The 16,598-nt window shown below is 34.2% G+C and carries 16 protein-coding genes; 7 read left to right on the top strand and 9 right to left on the bottom strand.

From position 1 onward, the window contains the following. Complete coding sequence (locus tag LUA90_RS15500) at positions 1 to 840, top strand: aminotransferase class IV (RefSeq protein WP_231491556.1); 840 nt, start codon at positions 1 to 3, stop codon at positions 838 to 840. A 156-nt stretch (positions 841 to 996) separates the two neighbouring features. Here the strand turns inward: LUA90_RS15500 and LUA90_RS15495 are convergent, their stop codons facing one another. From LUA90_RS15495 to LUA90_RS15480, 4 genes are all read right to left on the bottom strand, one after another. Beyond that, positions 997 to 1,977, bottom strand: coding sequence for an SH3 domain-containing protein (locus LUA90_RS15495; RefSeq protein WP_231491554.1), 981 nt, complete (start codon positions 1,975 to 1,977; stop codon positions 997 to 999). 260 nt (positions 1,978 to 2,237) lie between these two features. Next, positions 2,238 to 3,071 (bottom strand): DUF1080 domain-containing protein, encoded by an 834-nt coding sequence (locus LUA90_RS15490; protein ID WP_231464971.1) that lies wholly within the window; start codon positions 3,069 to 3,071, stop codon positions 2,238 to 2,240. Positions 3,072 to 3,146: 75 nt separating this feature from the next. After that, entirely contained in the window at positions 3,147 to 3,824 is a 678-nt protein-coding gene (cmk, locus tag LUA90_RS15485) for a (d)CMP kinase (protein WP_231464972.1), read from the bottom strand. Between the two features lie 87 nt (positions 3,825 to 3,911). Further along, the gene (locus LUA90_RS15480) at positions 3,912 to 4,697 is read right to left on the bottom strand and encodes a hypothetical protein (RefSeq protein WP_231491552.1); all 786 of its coding nucleotides are present in this window, start codon (positions 4,695 to 4,697) and stop codon (positions 3,912 to 3,914) included. A 146-nt stretch (positions 4,698 to 4,843) separates the two neighbouring features. Here LUA90_RS15480 and arfB point away from each other — a divergent pair, with 146 nt between their 5' ends. After that, complete coding sequence (gene arfB, locus LUA90_RS15475) at positions 4,844 to 5,254, top strand: alternative ribosome rescue aminoacyl-tRNA hydrolase ArfB (protein ID WP_231491550.1); 411 nt, start codon at positions 4,844 to 4,846, stop codon at positions 5,252 to 5,254. Here the strand turns inward: arfB and LUA90_RS15470 are convergent, their stop codons facing one another. Together LUA90_RS15470 and lon are read right to left on the bottom strand one after the other, a co-directional pair. Next, positions 5,255 to 6,202 (bottom strand): lipid A deacylase LpxR family protein, encoded by a 948-nt coding sequence (locus tag LUA90_RS15470; RefSeq protein ID WP_231491548.1) that lies wholly within the window; start codon positions 6,200 to 6,202, stop codon positions 5,255 to 5,257. It abuts the gene before it with no gap. A gap of 93 nt (positions 6,203 to 6,295) precedes the next feature. Beyond that, the gene (lon, locus tag LUA90_RS15465) at positions 6,296 to 8,767 is read right to left on the bottom strand and encodes an endopeptidase La (protein ID WP_231491546.1); all 2,472 of its coding nucleotides are present in this window, start codon (positions 8,765 to 8,767) and stop codon (positions 6,296 to 6,298) included. 332 nt (positions 8,768 to 9,099) lie between these two features. On the opposite strand from lon, the gene LUA90_RS15460 reads away from it, so the two are divergent. Next, complete coding sequence (locus LUA90_RS15460) at positions 9,100 to 9,723, top strand: tetratricopeptide repeat protein (protein WP_231464983.1); 624 nt, start codon at positions 9,100 to 9,102, stop codon at positions 9,721 to 9,723. A 56-nt stretch (positions 9,724 to 9,779) separates the two neighbouring features. Here LUA90_RS15460 and LUA90_RS15455 read toward each other — a convergent pair whose 3' ends face one another. Together LUA90_RS15455 and gpmI are read right to left on the bottom strand one after the other, a co-directional pair. Continuing rightward, positions 9,780 to 10,307, bottom strand: coding sequence for a hypothetical protein (locus LUA90_RS15455; RefSeq protein ID WP_231491544.1), 528 nt, complete (start codon positions 10,305 to 10,307; stop codon positions 9,780 to 9,782). Beyond that, the gene (gpmI, locus tag LUA90_RS15450; protein ID WP_231491542.1) at positions 10,307 to 11,827 is read right to left on the bottom strand and encodes a 2,3-bisphosphoglycerate-independent phosphoglycerate mutase; all 1,521 of its coding nucleotides are present in this window, start codon (positions 11,825 to 11,827) and stop codon (positions 10,307 to 10,309) included. The genes LUA90_RS15455 and gpmI overlap by 1 nt, the downstream gene beginning before the upstream one ends. Before the next feature lie 226 nt (positions 11,828 to 12,053). Here gpmI and LUA90_RS15445 point away from each other — a divergent pair, with 226 nt between their 5' ends. From LUA90_RS15445 to LUA90_RS15430, 4 genes are all read left to right on the top strand, one after another. Next, positions 12,054 to 12,452: a DUF4783 domain-containing protein gene (locus LUA90_RS15445; RefSeq protein WP_231491540.1), complete on the top strand. Its 399-nt coding sequence runs from the start codon at positions 12,054 to 12,056 to the stop codon at positions 12,450 to 12,452. Positions 12,453 to 12,523: 71 nt separating this feature from the next. After that, positions 12,524 to 13,366: a carboxylating nicotinate-nucleotide diphosphorylase gene (gene nadC / locus LUA90_RS15440; protein ID WP_231491538.1), complete on the top strand. Its 843-nt coding sequence runs from the start codon at positions 12,524 to 12,526 to the stop codon at positions 13,364 to 13,366. 51 nt (positions 13,367 to 13,417) lie between these two features. Continuing rightward, positions 13,418 to 14,065: a glycerol-3-phosphate 1-O-acyltransferase PlsY gene (gene plsY, locus LUA90_RS15435; RefSeq protein WP_231491536.1), complete on the top strand. Its 648-nt coding sequence runs from the start codon at positions 13,418 to 13,420 to the stop codon at positions 14,063 to 14,065. An 84-nt stretch (positions 14,066 to 14,149) separates the two neighbouring features. Next, on the top strand, positions 14,150 to 14,956 hold the full coding sequence (locus tag LUA90_RS15430) for a M48 family metallopeptidase (RefSeq protein WP_231491534.1): 807 nt from the start codon (positions 14,150 to 14,152) through the stop codon (positions 14,954 to 14,956). 142 nt (positions 14,957 to 15,098) lie between these two features. Here LUA90_RS15430 and LUA90_RS15425 read toward each other — a convergent pair whose 3' ends face one another. Next, positions 15,099 to 16,355, bottom strand: coding sequence for an anthranilate synthase component I family protein (locus LUA90_RS15425; protein ID WP_231491532.1), 1,257 nt, complete (start codon positions 16,353 to 16,355; stop codon positions 15,099 to 15,101). Positions 16,356 to 16,598 lie beyond the last annotated feature (243 nt).

The following is a 16,598-nucleotide window of genomic DNA, read 5'->3' as shown; positions in this document are numbered from 1 at the left end:
ATGGCTCAGCAATACATACTATTTAATGATGAATTTCAGCCAGCAGAATTACCTGTTCTAACCGCATCTAACCGAGGTTTTAAATTCGGCGATGGCTTATTTGAAAGCATGCGGATGATAAACAATAAACTTCAGTTTGCAGAGTTGCATGCCGATAGGCTTGTAGCAGGTATGAAAGCACTTAAAATGGATGGATATGCCTTGATGGATGATTATTTCATCAAACAGAAAACTGCTGAGCTTTGCAAGCGTAATAAATGGAATGGTAATGTTAGGTTTAGGTTATCGGTTTACAGAACTGGTGCTGGTGTTTACACGCCCGAAATAAATAAGGCTGGTTACATTTTAGAAGGTATTCCTTTAAAAACAAACCTGTACGAATTAAATGCGAAAGGTTTAATTATCGATGTGTTTGATGAAATGACCAAGCCAATTAATCGTTTATCGAATTTCAAAACCTCAAATGCATTGCTTTATGTTATGGCAGGTATCTTCAAAAGCCAAAACCGACTGGATGAAGCAATGATTTTAAACCAGAATGGCTTTTTATGCGAAAGTATTAGCGCAAACGTATTTGTAGTTTACAACAAGCAAATTTACACGCCAGCTTTAACCGAAGGTTGTGTGGGCGGTGTAATGAGAAGCGCTATCATGGAAATTGCGAAAATGAATGATATGGAGCTAATTGAAGCGCAAATCAGTCCGGAAATTTTGAATGAAGCAGAAGAGGTTTTCATTACTAATGCAACTCAAGGCATACAATGGGTTATGGGTTATGGCCGTAAACGCTATTTTAACGAGGTTTCTAAGTTCCTGATAGAGAAGCTTAATTCTATTTAAAAGATTACTATCATTAGCTTCGTCGTTATTCTATCTAAATATTTGAAATGACGCGATTGGGCGGAATAAGTCTGTATCAAAAAGCACTTTAATCACTATGGCAGCCGTTAACGATAAAAAATTTTAAAGCTAAGCCTTTAATAAGGAAGTTTCTGATTATTTCTTGGTAAAAACACCTCTCGTAAACCCTTCACCAATTAAAGTATTTTCATCTCTAATCAATAACATAATAGTATTCTGCTGGTCATATAACTTTATCATATCACCTTCAATAATGTATTTTGAACTAAAAGAGGAGCCTGTAAAAACATCGGTAACGGTCACCAAATCTTTGCTTTCAAAATCGAATGATTGGTATTGAACATCCTCTGTAGTTGCAAACTGGCCAGAAATGGTTTTTTCTTTTAAAAACGTAATGTAGCAGAAGTAGCCCATAACCAAAACAACTAATGTTACAATCGAAATAAATACACCATTTCCTTTTGCATATTTAAAGATAAAAAACAGTATGGCAATCAGTATAACTGCGCTAACAACCATTAAGATTATGTTTGAGTAATCTTTAGTAATCTTCGGAACAGAGGCGGCTACAACCGGAGCTTCTGCCTTTTTAACTGGCGATACTCTAACTAAAAACTCTTTACTTACATAACCTTCGCCGTTTGTTACTTTTATTTTAAAGTAACTATTGTTTGTAGAATCTATTACAGCAACGTTCTCGTTTTCTGGTAAATAACCTATAACCTTACTTTTAGGGTCAGCTTTATCTCTAACACGAAGATTATCTGTTGTTACCCGATAAATATCTTCTGTTGTTGTAGTCGTTTGGCTATTTGCTTGAGTAATATCTAGCTTTGCATTATTTTGTGGAGCCGTAGTTTGTGAAGCAATCTTCTCCAAAAAATCTTTACTCACGTAACCTTCGCCACTTTTAATTTTTACTTTATAAAATTTAGCATTTGTTGCATCCAACACAGGTACAGTTTCGCCTTGTTTTACATAACCAATAACTTTACTCGATGATTCTGCTGTTGCTCTAACATTCAATCTATCCGCTTTTACGCGGTACATTTCTTGTGCCTGAAGTTGTATATTTAATAGAGTGAGGGCAAAAAAAGTAAATAAAAATTTAGTCATTATGTTATTTGTTTGATTTGGCAAAGCCTGAAAATGCTTGCACAGTTTAAAATGCTTTATGCACATTTAATGTGCCAAAGGTAACAAACCTCAGGTTAAAACTCAGAAATTATAATATTTAGCAAAATATCTCACCATCACGAGTTGCTCCCTGTATAACAATTTTAGTTATCGTGATCGCTTTCAAAACTGCTAACAAACTTTTTCTTATTCATTTGATAACTTAGTTTTTTTAAAGGATGTGAACAGAGATTAGGTGATTATTTTTGATTGAGTATTTTCTTCAAAATTTTATCAAGCTTTTCTTTATTGTTTGAATAAGATTGTAAATCGAAAAGTTTTACAGTTTTAAACTCGATTGGATGGCTTTCGCTTTGCAAAGAAATGTAACCAGAAGTAAGTGGTGTACCATCAGTTTTTACTTTAGGGTCGAAGTTTGAAACACTGCCACCACCAATTTGAGGTTTTGTATATTCCAGAACTACTTCGTTATCAATGATGTGTTTAATTACAGAATCGCCAAGAACTAAAAATTGTGCGGTAACCCATTGGTCCCCATGATAAGTTTTTGATTTAGAATCAAGGCAGTGTTGTGTAAATAATTTGCCTTGAAAATTGATTTGTGTTCCAGGGGTGCAAACATTACTGGTATGTCTTTCATGCTCGCCATCGCCACCAAGAATTTGCCCTTCAATTGATATAGGGAAATCCTGATCTTTTAATATGGTTTCTGGCGCCTGACAATGAAGCATTGCTCCACTATTTCTTAAAGCCCAACCTTCACCGCCTTTGGCTTGTTCGCCAACAAAACGGTAAGTAACGCTTAGCAAATAATATGAAAAAGGCTTTTTATAATAAATATGTCCATATTGCTGGTTGAAATCGGTATAGCCATCATATTTCACTTTCATTAAACCATCCTCAACGCGGAAAGTATTTCCATAATTATCATTCAAATCATGCTTGGCTATCTTCACAGTCCAGTCTTTTAGATCTTTCCCATTAAAAAGATTAATCCAGCCTTTTTGAGCTTGAGATTTAAAGTTTGAAAAGCAAATAAATAAGGCAATTAAAGAAAGAAATTTTAATTTCATGATTAGCATTTTAGGGTTTCGCTAAAAATATGAAATTAAATTAATTCAGTAGGCTAAGAAAATGAATTATGTAATTTAATTTAAATGAAGCTCAACTTTTTCTAAGGCGAAAGCCAATTGTTCATCTTGAGTTAAATTGGTATTATCTAAAATAATAGCATCATCAGCCCTAACCAACGGACTTTCTTTGCGGGTTGTATCAGCATAGTCTCTGTGGGCCAGATTTTCAAAAACCTCTTCTAAAGTAGTGGAATTATTGCCCTTACTTTCTAGTTCTTTATACCTTCTTTCTGCCCTGATTTTTGGATCGGCAGTCATAAAAAACTTTACCGGTGCGTTCGGAAAAACCGTGGTTCCGATATCACGGCCATCCATTACAATGTTTTTCGATTTGCCCATTCTTTGTTGCTGCTTTACCATTTCATGGCGTACAACTTTATGAGCAGAAACTTCACTAACATTTTCAGAAACAGGCATTAAACGGATTTCATCAGAAACTTCCTCGCCATTTAAAGTAATGTGAGATTGGTAATCTCTGGAATGAAAATTCAATTCGATATGTTGTAACGCATCTGTAACTTTTTCATCATTGCTTATATCAATATTGTTTCGTAAAAAATATAAGGTAACCGCCCGGTACATTGCTCCGCTATCTACATAAATAAAGCCTAATTTTTTGGCAAGTGCTTTTGCGAGCGTACTTTTTCCGCAAGATGAATAGCCATCAATAGCTACAACAATATTCTTTTTCATTGTGCTGCAAATGTAAATAAAATAGGTGCACAATAATGAATAATTAGCTTGGAAAACAAAAATGCGAACTTAAAAGTTCGCATTTTTTTATTTTTTTATTTTAGCAATCCAAACAGAATTGTATGGATGTAACCAGCCTTCATGCTCTAAATACCAAAATAATCCTTCATCAATTCTAAATGCAAATAGGCCATTTAAAACGTGGTTTGCATTGTGTGTCGTGTAGTTTTTGCGATAATTAAAATAGGTAACCAATGTGGCTTTTTTGTGGTCTCCTTCATCTGTAATCTCTAAAGTGCATGGGTCAAATGCGGCTGCAAATCTAAAATTACCATTAAAACGTTCACCCCATTTATTCCAGGCCACACTATTTTTTCCTTTTAGATGCATCATTTTTTGAATATCTGGCGCTTGCAAAAAATCATCATCATAAAAAATTCTGGTTTTACTTTCTTTTGGAAACAGCAAGTAAAAATTTTGGATGCTGGCTTCTGGAAATGGAATTATGTCTCCGGTAATTACAATTAATAAAGTACCGTAAATGGCGCATTTTTCTTTAAATTGTAAATGATAGCCGCGGTTAATTTGATCTTGAAAAGCAGCTGCATGGTTATTATACTGGCGTAAGTTATAAGGCGTTGAAATTACAAATAAAGCAATGCCAGATAATAATGTTATGGTTATAAATTTTCTATTTTTTTTGCGGAAATATGAAAAAATTGCAAAAATTAAGGTTGCCAGAAACAAATAAAATACGTGAAGGGAGTAGCAAAATGTCCATAAAAGAAGGAAAATAAATACGGTGCAAATAATTACGAATAGGATGGTTCGCAAGAAATAGCCTAGTTTTTCAACAAAGGTTTGTTGGTTCATGATGTGATACTCGAATTTTTAGGAATGAAGCCTTGAAGTTATAATTTATCTGCCAAAAAACAAAATTGTATGTTTTGTATGGCAACAATAAAAATGTAGGTTTGCCTTCTATAAAACCTTTTTATTTTTAAAATATTTAAAAATTTATGATTCCAGATAAAGCCCAAATCCTAAAAAGTGTATCTTTTAAAACATCAAGAAGCGGCGGGAAAGGTGGGCAAAATGTAAATAAAGTTTCGAGCAAAGTAGAATTGATATTTAATATTAGCTCTGCAGATTTTTTATCTGATGAAGAAAAACTATTGTTGTCAGATAAACTCTCAAATCGTATTGATGCAGAAGGTTTGCTTCATATTGTATCGCAAGAGGATAGGAGTCAATTGATGAATAAGGAAAAAACAATTTTCAAATTAATTGATTTGATAAGGAAATCGCTTTTGGTTGAGAAGAAGCGAAAGCGAACGAAAATTCCAAAAGGTGTTATTGAGAAGAGGCTAAAGAATAAAGCTGCAAATTCATCTAAAAAGGAAATACGTAAAAAACCGGAAATTGATTAATTACTTTCCAAATCTATAATACAAGCTCAAACCTCCATAATTTTGAGCTTTCGCAGCGCTTTTAACTTCTTTGGTTTTAAAAATCACATTAAAATCAATCGTAAATCTTTGTGAGCTGTAATTAACACCAAATTGCTGTTCAAAAACTACAGGTTTAATACCAAATGTTACCGGACTATTATTCTTAAACAAGCTGCCTTGTATTGTAGCATCATAAGCTACCACATTTAATTGCGGTTTTAAATAGAAGAAAAATTCCGAATTATTTAATCTCTTGGTTTTAGCTTCTCCAATTACTGCATTATGGTTGGCAGAATTAAATAACTGATTCAGTCTACCAGCTCTAAAAACTGCTGAAGCACCCAGGCCGCTGAATGTTGTTCCTAAATTTGCATATCCGTTTCCACTTAAATCTACCACATTATCGTTGGAGCGGATAAGCAATTTGCTGTAGCTCGCAGATAGGTTGAGCGCTAATTCATTTCTGATTTGGTAATCCCATCCGGCAGGTGTATAAAAGCCAACCGTTTTATGAAGGAATTCTTGAGCGCCTTGAGCAAGCGAATTTTTCCCTACTGTTCCTATTTCAACAGAAGTTTTAATTAAACTTTCTTTCTTATAAAAAACTGAATATGAAGCGCCGGCATACAAGTATCCTGCGAAAGGTCTATCTTGATCTTCTTTGTTAGCAACCATTCCCCAATAAGGTGTATATATCTTTTGCCCAACCGAAATTTCATAGGTTTTCTTTTCTATTTTTTCAGTTAAATTAGCTGGGTTTAATGCTCGCCTGTAGTAAATAAATAGGCCATTGGTATAATATCTATCATTTAAAGTTGCGAGGTAAGCATCGTTTTCAGTTTTAAAGCCAAACTCATTTTTAAAGCTTTGCGCACTTGCCGAGCAATAAAGTAATACTGCAATTGTAGATAGTAAAAATGATTTCATAAAAAAAGTCCCGATAATTATCGGGACTATAAAAGTATTTAATGTAATTGAATAAATTATCTACGCAATTCAATAATTGTAAATTATTGAGTATTAATTAACAATTGCAGTTGTTTTTATGCTTAAATCAAGCGGTTTTTTAACTTTATTTTTTAATAAAGCAAGTTCAATTACCTCACTCATTTCAGTTACATAATGAAACTTAAGGTCTTTGATGTAACTTTCTTTAATCTCTAAAATATCCTTTCTGTTGCTTTTGCATAGAATAATTTCTTTAATGTTTGCTCTTTTAGCTGCAAGAATTTTTTCTTTAATTCCTCCCACAGGCAAAACTTTACCACGTAAAGTAATCTCACCAGTCATTGCTAAATGTTGTTTTACTTTGCGCTGGGTAAAGGCCGATGTTAATGCTGTTAGCATGGTTACACCTGCCGATGGGCCATCTTTTGGCGTTGCACCAGCCGGAACGTGTACGTGAACATCCCAATTATCGAATAAAGTGTAATCTATACCAAACTCACTTGCATGTGCTCTTAAATACGCTAAGGCGATAACAGCAGATTCTTTCATTACATCACCTAAATTACCCGTTAAAGTAAGTTTCCCTTTACCAGGACTTAAGCTCGATTCGATGAATAAAATATCTCCACCAACGCTTGTCCAGGCTAAACCTGTAACAACACCTGCAACCTCATTGCCTTCGTATAAATCCTTATCATAGATTGGCGCACCTAAAATCCGCTCTACATCGTCATTGGTTAAGGTAACGTTGTATTCTTCTTCCATAGCCAGCTTAGTTGCCACACCGCGTACCAACGAACCAATTTTTTTCTCTAAACCACGCACACCGCTTTCTCTTGTGTAATCTTCAATTACTTTCTCAATCAAACTTGGTTTAAGTACAATATCTTTAAGTTTTAAACCATGATTTTCTTTTTGTTTTGGTAATAAAAATTTCTTTGCGATTTCTATTTTCTCTTCAATTGTGTAGCCATTTACTTCGATAATTTCCATACGATCGAGCAAAGCCGGTTGAATTGTGCTTAATGAGTTTGCGGTTGCAATGAATAAAACGTTAGATAAATCGTAATCTACTTCTACGTAATGATCATAGAAAGCGTTGTTTTGTTCAGGATCTAAAACTTCAAGCAAAGCTGATGAAGGATCGCCTCTGTGATCAGTTCCAACTTTATCAATTTCATCTAAAACAAAAACAGGATTATCGGCGCCAGCTTTTTTAATTGATGAAATAATTCTACCTGGCATTGCACCAATATAAGTTTTTCTATGTCCGCGAACTTCGGCTTCATCTCTGATACCACCAAGTGCCATACGAACATAATTACGCCCTAAGGCTTTGGCAATTGATTTTCCTAAAGATGTTTTACCAACTCCCGGAGGGCCAACCAAACAAAGGATTGGCGCTTTCATATCTCTTTTCAGTTTTAAAACTGCCAGATATTCTATTATGCGTTGTTTAACTTTTTCAAGGCCAAAGTGGTCTTTATCTAAAATCCGCTGGGCTCGCTTTAAATCAAAGTTATCTTTAGTTAATTCGCTCCAAGGTAAATCAAGCAATAATTCCAAATAATTTAACTGTACCGAATAATCTGGCGCAGCAGGATTCATTCTGCCAAGTTTATCAAGCTCTTTATCAAAATGGGTATCCACTTGTTTAGACCATTTTTTCTTTTTAGCTCTTTCTTGTAAAGCATCAAATTCGATATCTGCAGAACTTCCACCTAATTCTTCCTGAATGGTTTTTAACTGCTGATTTAAAAAATAATCTCTTTGTTGCTTATCTAAATCCGTACGAACTTTTGACTGAATTTGATTTCTCAATTCAAGCATTTGCAACTCCACCATCAAAAGCTCCATCACTTTTTGCGCTCTATTTAGCAAATTATCCATTTCAAGGATTTTCTGCTTATCAGCCATTTCGGCATTCATGTTTGATGATATAAAGTTTATCAAAAATGAAGTGCTTTCTATATTTTTAAGTGCAATGCTGGCTTCAGTAGGAATATTTGGCGAAAGCTGAATAATTTGAGCCGACATTTCTCTTATTGATGCAATTAATGCCTTAAACTCTTTATCAGCTTTGTGTTTTTGTTCTTCAAACTTTTTAATTGTTGCCGTTATATACGGCTCATTCTGAACCTCAGCAATTAAACTGAAACGTTGTTTGCCCTGAATGATAACCGTAGTATTTCCATCAGGCATTTGAAGTAATTTAATGATGTGCGCTACTGTACCAACTGTATTAAGTTGCTCAAACGTTGGATCTTCAATTGAAACATCTTTTTGAGAAACAACACCAATTATTTTATTGCCTTTGTAAGCTTCTTTAATCAATTTTATTGATTTATCTCTTCCAACCGTGATAGGAATAACAACACCAGGAAATAAAACAGTATTACGTAATGGTAATATCGCTAAAACTTCAGGCGTTTCCTCGTTATTCATATCTTCCTCATCCTGCTGAGACATCAGCGGGAAAAATTCGGTATCCTCATTAATAATCGGCATTGCTGTATTAAAATCAAATATATCGTGTTTACTCATTGTTGTTCTTTATAACGACAAACTGGCAGTTAAGTCGTTGGTGATTTGCGTGTGTTTAATCTATATACATTAAATTCAACTCCTGTGCCAAAGTTCATTTAATTTAATGTTAGGCCTAAATTGGTATTAGGTTATGATAAAAAGGCAGAGAATTATAAATTATTCGCCAAATATCATATAAAGTAAATTCTTACGTTAATGCTATTGTTTAAGTGTTTTAGTCAATGTAAAAAAATTAAAGCACTAAATTTTCTAAGAATTGATTTATATTGCGTGAATATTTCTCTAATGTTTCTGTTGAAATTTTAGATTTGTAAACTTATTATTAGTACATGAACTTTATTAAACATACCATTTTAGGGTTAATTATTATCTCATCAACAAGTAGTTACGCACAGAGTAGCATTGATAAAAAAATAATGGATGCAATGCTAAAAGGTGACTATAAAACAGCAGTTACACAATTAGAAAAAGCAGGCGCTAAAGACCCAAATAATGTTAATGTACAAAAGATGCTGGGTTATTCATATTACCAAAGCGGTGATTATGAAAATTCGATAACAACTTACAGCAATTTAATTGTTTTAAAACCAACCGAAGTTTCGGCATACTACTATAGAGGTAAAGCACGCTTAAATGTTGCAAACGACCCTAAGCAATCTTTAAATTCATTGAGAGAAAATTTTTACTTGGCCGCAATTAAAGATTTTACTAAAGCAAGCGAGTTGAGTGGGGAAGAGGATACCCAAATGCTTCAAAACAGGGGTTTAGCTTATAAAGATTATGCAATCTTCAAATCTTTTAAAGCAAAGAAAAACTTAGAAAAACAAGCTTGCGTTGCTTTGTTTAATAATTCGATAGCTGATTTTCAAAAGGTTTTAACCTTGCAGCCATTAAGAAAAGATATAATTGATTGGATTACTTATGATAAAGCACAAATTGCAAGCTTAAAGTAATGTTTGAAAATCATAAAAAAGGGCGAAATGTTTAATACATTCCGCCCTTTTTTGGTCTAAAATATTTCTTTTACCTGATATTTTTTGGCCTTAAGAAGTTTAATTTTTTGATGCTTCTTAATAACAAATAAACTGTCCGGATAATAAATAAGGCTATCTCCAGAAGTGTAGAGGATATTTTTGTTTGAAATAATGATTTCAACTTTCTTAACCTCATCTCCAAAATATTTTACAGCTACCTTCTTAATTGGTATTCTTTTGTTTGAGGATGTGTAGGTTACCTCCTCATCATTTTTCTGAACTTTAAAACTTCCTCTCCACGATGCTTTATTTATATCTGCATTCGCAAAAATGGAAAATTCTTTTTCCCAGTCTTTAATGGTTAGCTTTTTAGTTTCAGCAGAACCATTAATATTTACTTCTTTTAAAATATTCGGGTTTAATTGCTGTAGTCTTAAACTTTCTTTTTTAAAATATCCTTTAATATCAAAATATAACAAATCTGTATTTGCCTTTATTTGCTTTTCCTGATTGCAAGAAAGCAAACCCAATGCAAATACGAAAAATATTAATTTCTTGTTCATTATATTAAAACGTTGCCTGTCATTTCATCAGGAATGTTTAGGCCTAATATTTTTAAAACAGTTGGCGCAATATCTCCTAATTTGCCATCTGCAATTTGATGATAATCGCTATCAATCAAAATGCATGGAACTAGGTTGGTTGTATGGGCCGTATTCGGAGAACCGTCCTTATTAACCATAAATTCAGAATTTCCATGGTCTGCAAGCAAGATAAATGAATATCCATTTTCCAAACCTTTATTCACAACAGTTTCGGCGCATTTATCAGCAGTTTCCACAGCTTTTATCACGGCTTCGAAAACACCAGTATGCCCAACCATATCCGGATTGGCAAAGTTTAAGCAAATAAAATCTGCCCAACCTGTTTCCATTTCTTTTGTTATGGCATCTGTAATTCCAGCAGCACTCATTTCTGGCTGTAAATCGTAAGTTGCAACTTTTGGCGAAGGCACCAAAATACGTTTCTCATTTGCAAATTCTGTTTCTCTTCCTCCAGAAAAGAAGAAAGTTACATGAGGGTATTTCTCTGTTTCGGCAATTCTGATTTGGTTTTTGCCTTGTTCTGCTAAAACCTGTCCGATAGTATGAGTTAAATCATCCTTTGTAAAAACAACATTTACACGCTCAAAACTTTCATCATAAGTTGTCATTGTAACATAATACAACGGTAATTTATGCATTTGCTGTTCTGGAAAATCTTTTTGCGTTAATGCTGATGTAATTTCTCTACCTCTATCTGTTCTAAAATTGAAGCAAATTACAACATCATCATTTTTAATGGTTGCAATAGGCGCTCCATTAGCTTGTGTTAAAACCACTGGCTTTATAAATTCGTCTGTTACACCTTCGCTGTAAGATTTTCTTATACTTGCTAATGCATCCTGAGATTTTTCACCAACACCATTAACCATTACATCGTATGCTTCTTTAACGCGTTCCCAACGATTATCTCTATCCATTGCATAATAACGCCCTATTAAAGTAGCCAGTTTTGTTGATGAATTTTGGATATGATTTTCTAAATCTGTAATGAAACCTAAACCAGAGTTTGGGTCGGTGTCTCTGCCATCTAAAAAGGCATGCACATAACTATCTTGTACGTTTGCTTCATTAGCGGCATCGCATAATGCCTTTAGGTGCTCAATGTGTGCATGTACACCTCCGTTAGAAACCAAACCAATAAAATGTACTGCTTTGTTATTGGCTTTTGCGTATTCAAAAGCATTAACTAAAATTGGATTGCTATGTAATTCTCTGTCGGCAATTGCTTTATTTATTCTTCCAAGTTCCTGATAAACTACTCTTCCGGCGCCCAAATTCATGTGTCCAACTTCCGAGTTCCCCATTTGTCCCGCAGGTAAACCAACTGCTTCTCCAGATGCTTCTAATTTAGAGTTTGGATATTTTTGAATCAATGAATCGAAAAATGGAGTATTAGCAGCGTAGGCAGCATCAGAATTGTCGTGTTTTCCGTAGCCCCATCCATCAAGAATAAGGAGAGCAAGTTTTTTATTTTTCATTCGTTTTAAGTTTTTTAAGCATAGATTTCGTTATGATTATGAAGAAAGGCTATGCGGTAGCGGCAATAATGTAAAGCTTATTTTAAAACATTTTAACATAACTGGCGTTTTATAAAATCTTTACAAAGCAAATATAGCTTTATTGAAGCTTATACAAATTAAGAAATCCTTTTTTTGATATGCTAATGGCATAATTTTAGCTACAGGGTCGGTATATAGTACAAAAATGATCCGAAGCTTATTTTTATTCTTAGTTGCCTTATCGCCAATATATAGTTCAATTGGGCTTCAAGCTGATATTATAGATGATTTGTCCTCATATTTCAGATCAGGAAACTCCAAAGAAATTTCGAAAAATTTTGCGCCGACTATAGAGTTGATTATTATTGATGAAGAAGATGTATACTCTAAAGCACAGGGTGAACAAATTCTTAAAGATTTTTTCAGCAAACACCAGCCAACAAAAACGAGTATTTTCCACCGGATAAATAACAGCCAGAATTATAGGTTTGGTGTAATATCGCTTAACACATCAAAAGAAACCTTTAGAGTTTCTATAACGATGAAAAAATTTAATAATGCTTTTCTCATCACCGAATTGAGAATAGAACCGGCCAAAGATTAAGTCAATCATTCTTAAGGTTAAATTGTCTAATCACAAATTATTGTTATTTTTGAGGTGTAAAAACCATTATTTTGGATAAAGAACTTCTATCACAATTCATTAAAAATGCCCTTGCAGAAGATGTTGGCGATGGCGACCATACAGCACTATCTACAATCCCGGCGAGTACACAAGGTAAAGCTAAATTAATTATTAAGGAAGACGGTATTTTAGCCGGAATTGAACTTGCGCTATTAATTTTTGAAGAAGTTGATGCAACTTTAAAAGTTGAGGTTTTGCTGAACGATGGTGTCGTTGTTAAAGTTGGTGACATTGCTTTAACGGTTTCTGGCAGCACACATTCAATTCTTATTGCAGAGAGATTGGTATTAAATTGCATGCAAAGAATGAGTGGTATAGCAACTAAAACCAACAGAATAGTTTCTAAATTAAGCAACACAAAAACAAAGCTTTTAGATACCAGAAAAACAACACCTGGTTTGCGCTATCTTGAAAAATGGGCAGTAAGAATAGGCGGTGGCGTTAACCACAGAATAGGCTTATATGATATGATTTTGATAAAAGATAATCATGTAGATTATGCCGGTGGTATTAGCAATGCAATTAATTCTGCAAGAAAATATCTTAAAGAAAAAAATAAATCTCTTCAAATTGAAATTGAAGTGAGGAATATTGAGGAATTAAATCAAGTACTTGATGCTGGCGGGGCAGATAGGATCATGCTTGATAATTTCAATTTTGAAAATCTTTCTAAAGCTGTAAAATTAGTTGATGGCAGGTTCATAACCGAAGCATCTGGAGGCATTACGGAAGAGAATGTTGAAGAATATGCGGCATGTGGCGTAGATTTTATCTCTATGGGCGCTTTAACACATTCAGTTAAAAGCTTAGATATGAGCTTGAAAGCATATTAATCTATAATTCGATATATAATGAAAAGCTTATTTTTTGTATCATTGTAGGCTATGGTCACGGTATATTCTCTCACTGCACTGCTTTTTGCATACCTTTTTGGGTCTATTCCAACGGCTGTATGGTTAGGTCAGGCTTTTTATGGGGTTGATGTTAGAGAATATGGCAGCGGAAACGCTGGCGCAACCAATACTTTCCGCGTTCTAGGTAAAAAGGCAGGTATCGCCGTAATGATTATTGATATTGCTAAAGGCTACACTGCAACTAATCTCGCTTATCTTATTGGTATGTCTGTTACCGGTCCGCAAAATTCTGTAGTTTTTGTTAATTACCAACTTGCCTTAGGTGTAACTGCAGTAATGGGGCATTTGTTTCCAATTTTTGCAGGTTTTAGAGGCGGTAAGGGAGTCGCAACACTTTTTGGAATGATTTTGGCAGTTAACTTCCACGCATCTATGCTTTGTGTTCTGGTTTTCGTGGTTGTGCTATTATTAACAAAATATGTTTCGCTAAGTTCTATTTGTGCTGGCTTTACATTTCCGTTAAGTGTTGTATTTCTGTTTCAGGTTTCTATAAAATCTGAAGTGCTTTACGGCATGGCAGTATGTATTTTGATACTGGTAACCCACCAAAAAAATCTCGAAAGATTGCTGAAAGGCAAAGAATCTAAAGTGTATTTGTTTAAGAAAAAGACAAATTAATTAACAAAAACACATTCACTAAAAACTTATTGGTAAACTTTATGTTTCACATAGGGTAATTTACCAAACCTTTAAAAACGCATTATGAAAAAGTTATTTTTAACAGCTGGTGTAGCTGCTGCTTTATTGTTTAATTCTTGCTCGACAGTTCCTTTAACTGGGCGAAGCAGATTCGATTTAGTGAGTAATGATCAGGTTTTACCTATGGCTTTTCAAGCTTATAGTACATTCTTAAATGAAAATAAAAGTACAGTTTTACCAGCATCTAATGCACAAGCTTTAAGGGTTAAAACTGTTGGAGCAAAACTTATCAGTGCAGTAAAATCATATATGAACAGTAATAACTATGGTAATTTAATTGCAGATTACCAATGGGAAGTTAACGTTGTTCAGAATAATGAGAAAAATGCATGGTGTATGCCAGGTGGAAAAATTGTGGTTTACACAGGTATTTTACCAGTAACACAGGATGATGCAGGTTTGGCTACTGTAATGGGACACGAAATTGCACACGCAATTGCTGGTCATTCGGCAGAACGTATGTCTAACGAAATGGTTGCGCAAGGTTTAGGTTCAATAGCTGGTGCAGCATTGTCTAAAAATCCACAAGTACAATCAGTATTTAATGCAGGTTATGGTATCGGCGGACAAGTAGCGATGCTGAAATTTAGTAGAAACCAAGAATTAGAAGCGGATAGATTAGGCTTAATTTTTATGGCGATGGCAGGTTATAATCCTCAAAATGCACCCGCATTCTGGAATAGAATGTCGGCGGCTTCTGCAGGAGCTCAAAAACCAGCTGAATTTTTAAGTACTCACCCAAGCGATGCAACACGCATTGCTCAAATTCAAAAATATTTGCCAGAAGCACAACAGTATTATAAGAAATAGTGGAAAGTTGAAAGTAAAAAGTTTAAGGTTGAAAGTATAATGCTTTCAACCTTTTTTTGTTGTAGGAAACTTTAAGCCAATCGTTATTGCTTCTTGCCTCGCAATTGACGTAATTAATAAAGGTTTATCAACGATTAAAGACTTAATTTCCTAATACCTTAAGAATTGCGCTGGCTTTAAGCAGACATTCATCATATTCTTTCTCTGCTTCTGATTGAAAAGTTATTGCTCCACCAACCTGAAATGATAAATATTTGTTTTCTTGATTATAAAGGATACTGCGGATAACCACATTGAAATCGAAATCTCCATTAGGCGTAATGCAACCAAATGAACCCGAATAAACTCCTCGTTTCGAAACTTCAAATTCTTCAATTAATTTCATAGCCTTAACTTTTGGCGCACCCGTCATAGAGCCCATAGGGAAAGCATTTTTTATCGCATCAACAAAATGCACTTCTGGATTAAGCTTGCAACTTATTGTCGAAATCATTTGATGAACTTGTGGAAAGGTATATATTCCAAATAATTCATCAACTTTAACGGAGCCTTTAACGGCAGATTTTGTAAGATCATGACGAACCAAATCAACAATCATCACGTTTTCGGCTTGTTCTTTTACATCATTTTGCAGGTTCTTTTTGATTTGCTCATCTTCTTCAAAATCAATGCTTCTTTTTGCTGTACCTTTAATTGGTTGTGATACCAATGTTGGGCCTCTTTTACATAAAAAACGCTCAGGCGTAGCCGATAATATATATTTATTATAAATTTTAAAATACCCTGCAAAAGGCGTAGGAGATAGTTTATTAAGTGTTTCAAAGGTTTCTGCCGGGTTTATGATTGCATGTTCTGCAAAAAATTCCTGGCAAAAATTTACTTCATAGATATCGCCACGGAGGATGTGGTTTTTTAATCCATTAACCTTATTGATGTATTGAGCTTTTGAAAGTTTTTGATTGATTTTAGGATTCGTTAATGTAGTTGGTTTTTTAACTGTATAACAATTTATTTCATCAATGATGGAATCATCGCCCAACAAGACTTCTGCAATACCATTTTTAAAAGCAATTAAGAATCTGGGTACAAAAAAGTACAAATCAGGAAAGCCTAACTTATCAGAATTGGCTGATTGCAAATCTTCTAATTCATTTTTTAAATCGTAACTCAAAAAACCTAATAGCCAGGTTTTATGGTTTTCGTAAAAGGTTTTAAGTTGATTAAAAGCTGTACCAGCACTAGTTTTCAGTTCAGCGTGTACACCAGCAGCAATGATGAATTCATAAGCAGAATATTGGTCTTTATACTGATTTGAATCTAAAAGACAACAAACATCGAATTGGTTTGCCCAATGCAATGCCTTTTGTTTAAAATTTGATATGTTTTGTTCGGTTTTCAAGCAGCGGCAAAGGTAACTAAACCCGACATAAGTGGAAAGCTTACGGAAGCAGAATCTTTAATTTTTGCAGAACCTAAAACCGTAACTTGAAACATTGGCGGGACTGGACGTAAATAGATTTACTTGCATTGCTTTTCAAATAAAAAAAGCAACCCAAATATAATGACTATATACAGAACTTAATTCCGTCATTTCGACCGTAGTGGAGAAATCTTAGTGCCAGTTTTAAAAGATTTCTCGGCT

This window comes from Pedobacter sp. Leaf170, from assembly GCF_920984665.1.
Lineage (GTDB): Bacteria > Bacteroidota > Bacteroidia > Sphingobacteriales > Sphingobacteriaceae > Pedobacter.
Note: the sequence above shows the minus strand (reverse complement) of the source record. Positions and strands in the feature narration are given on the sequence as shown.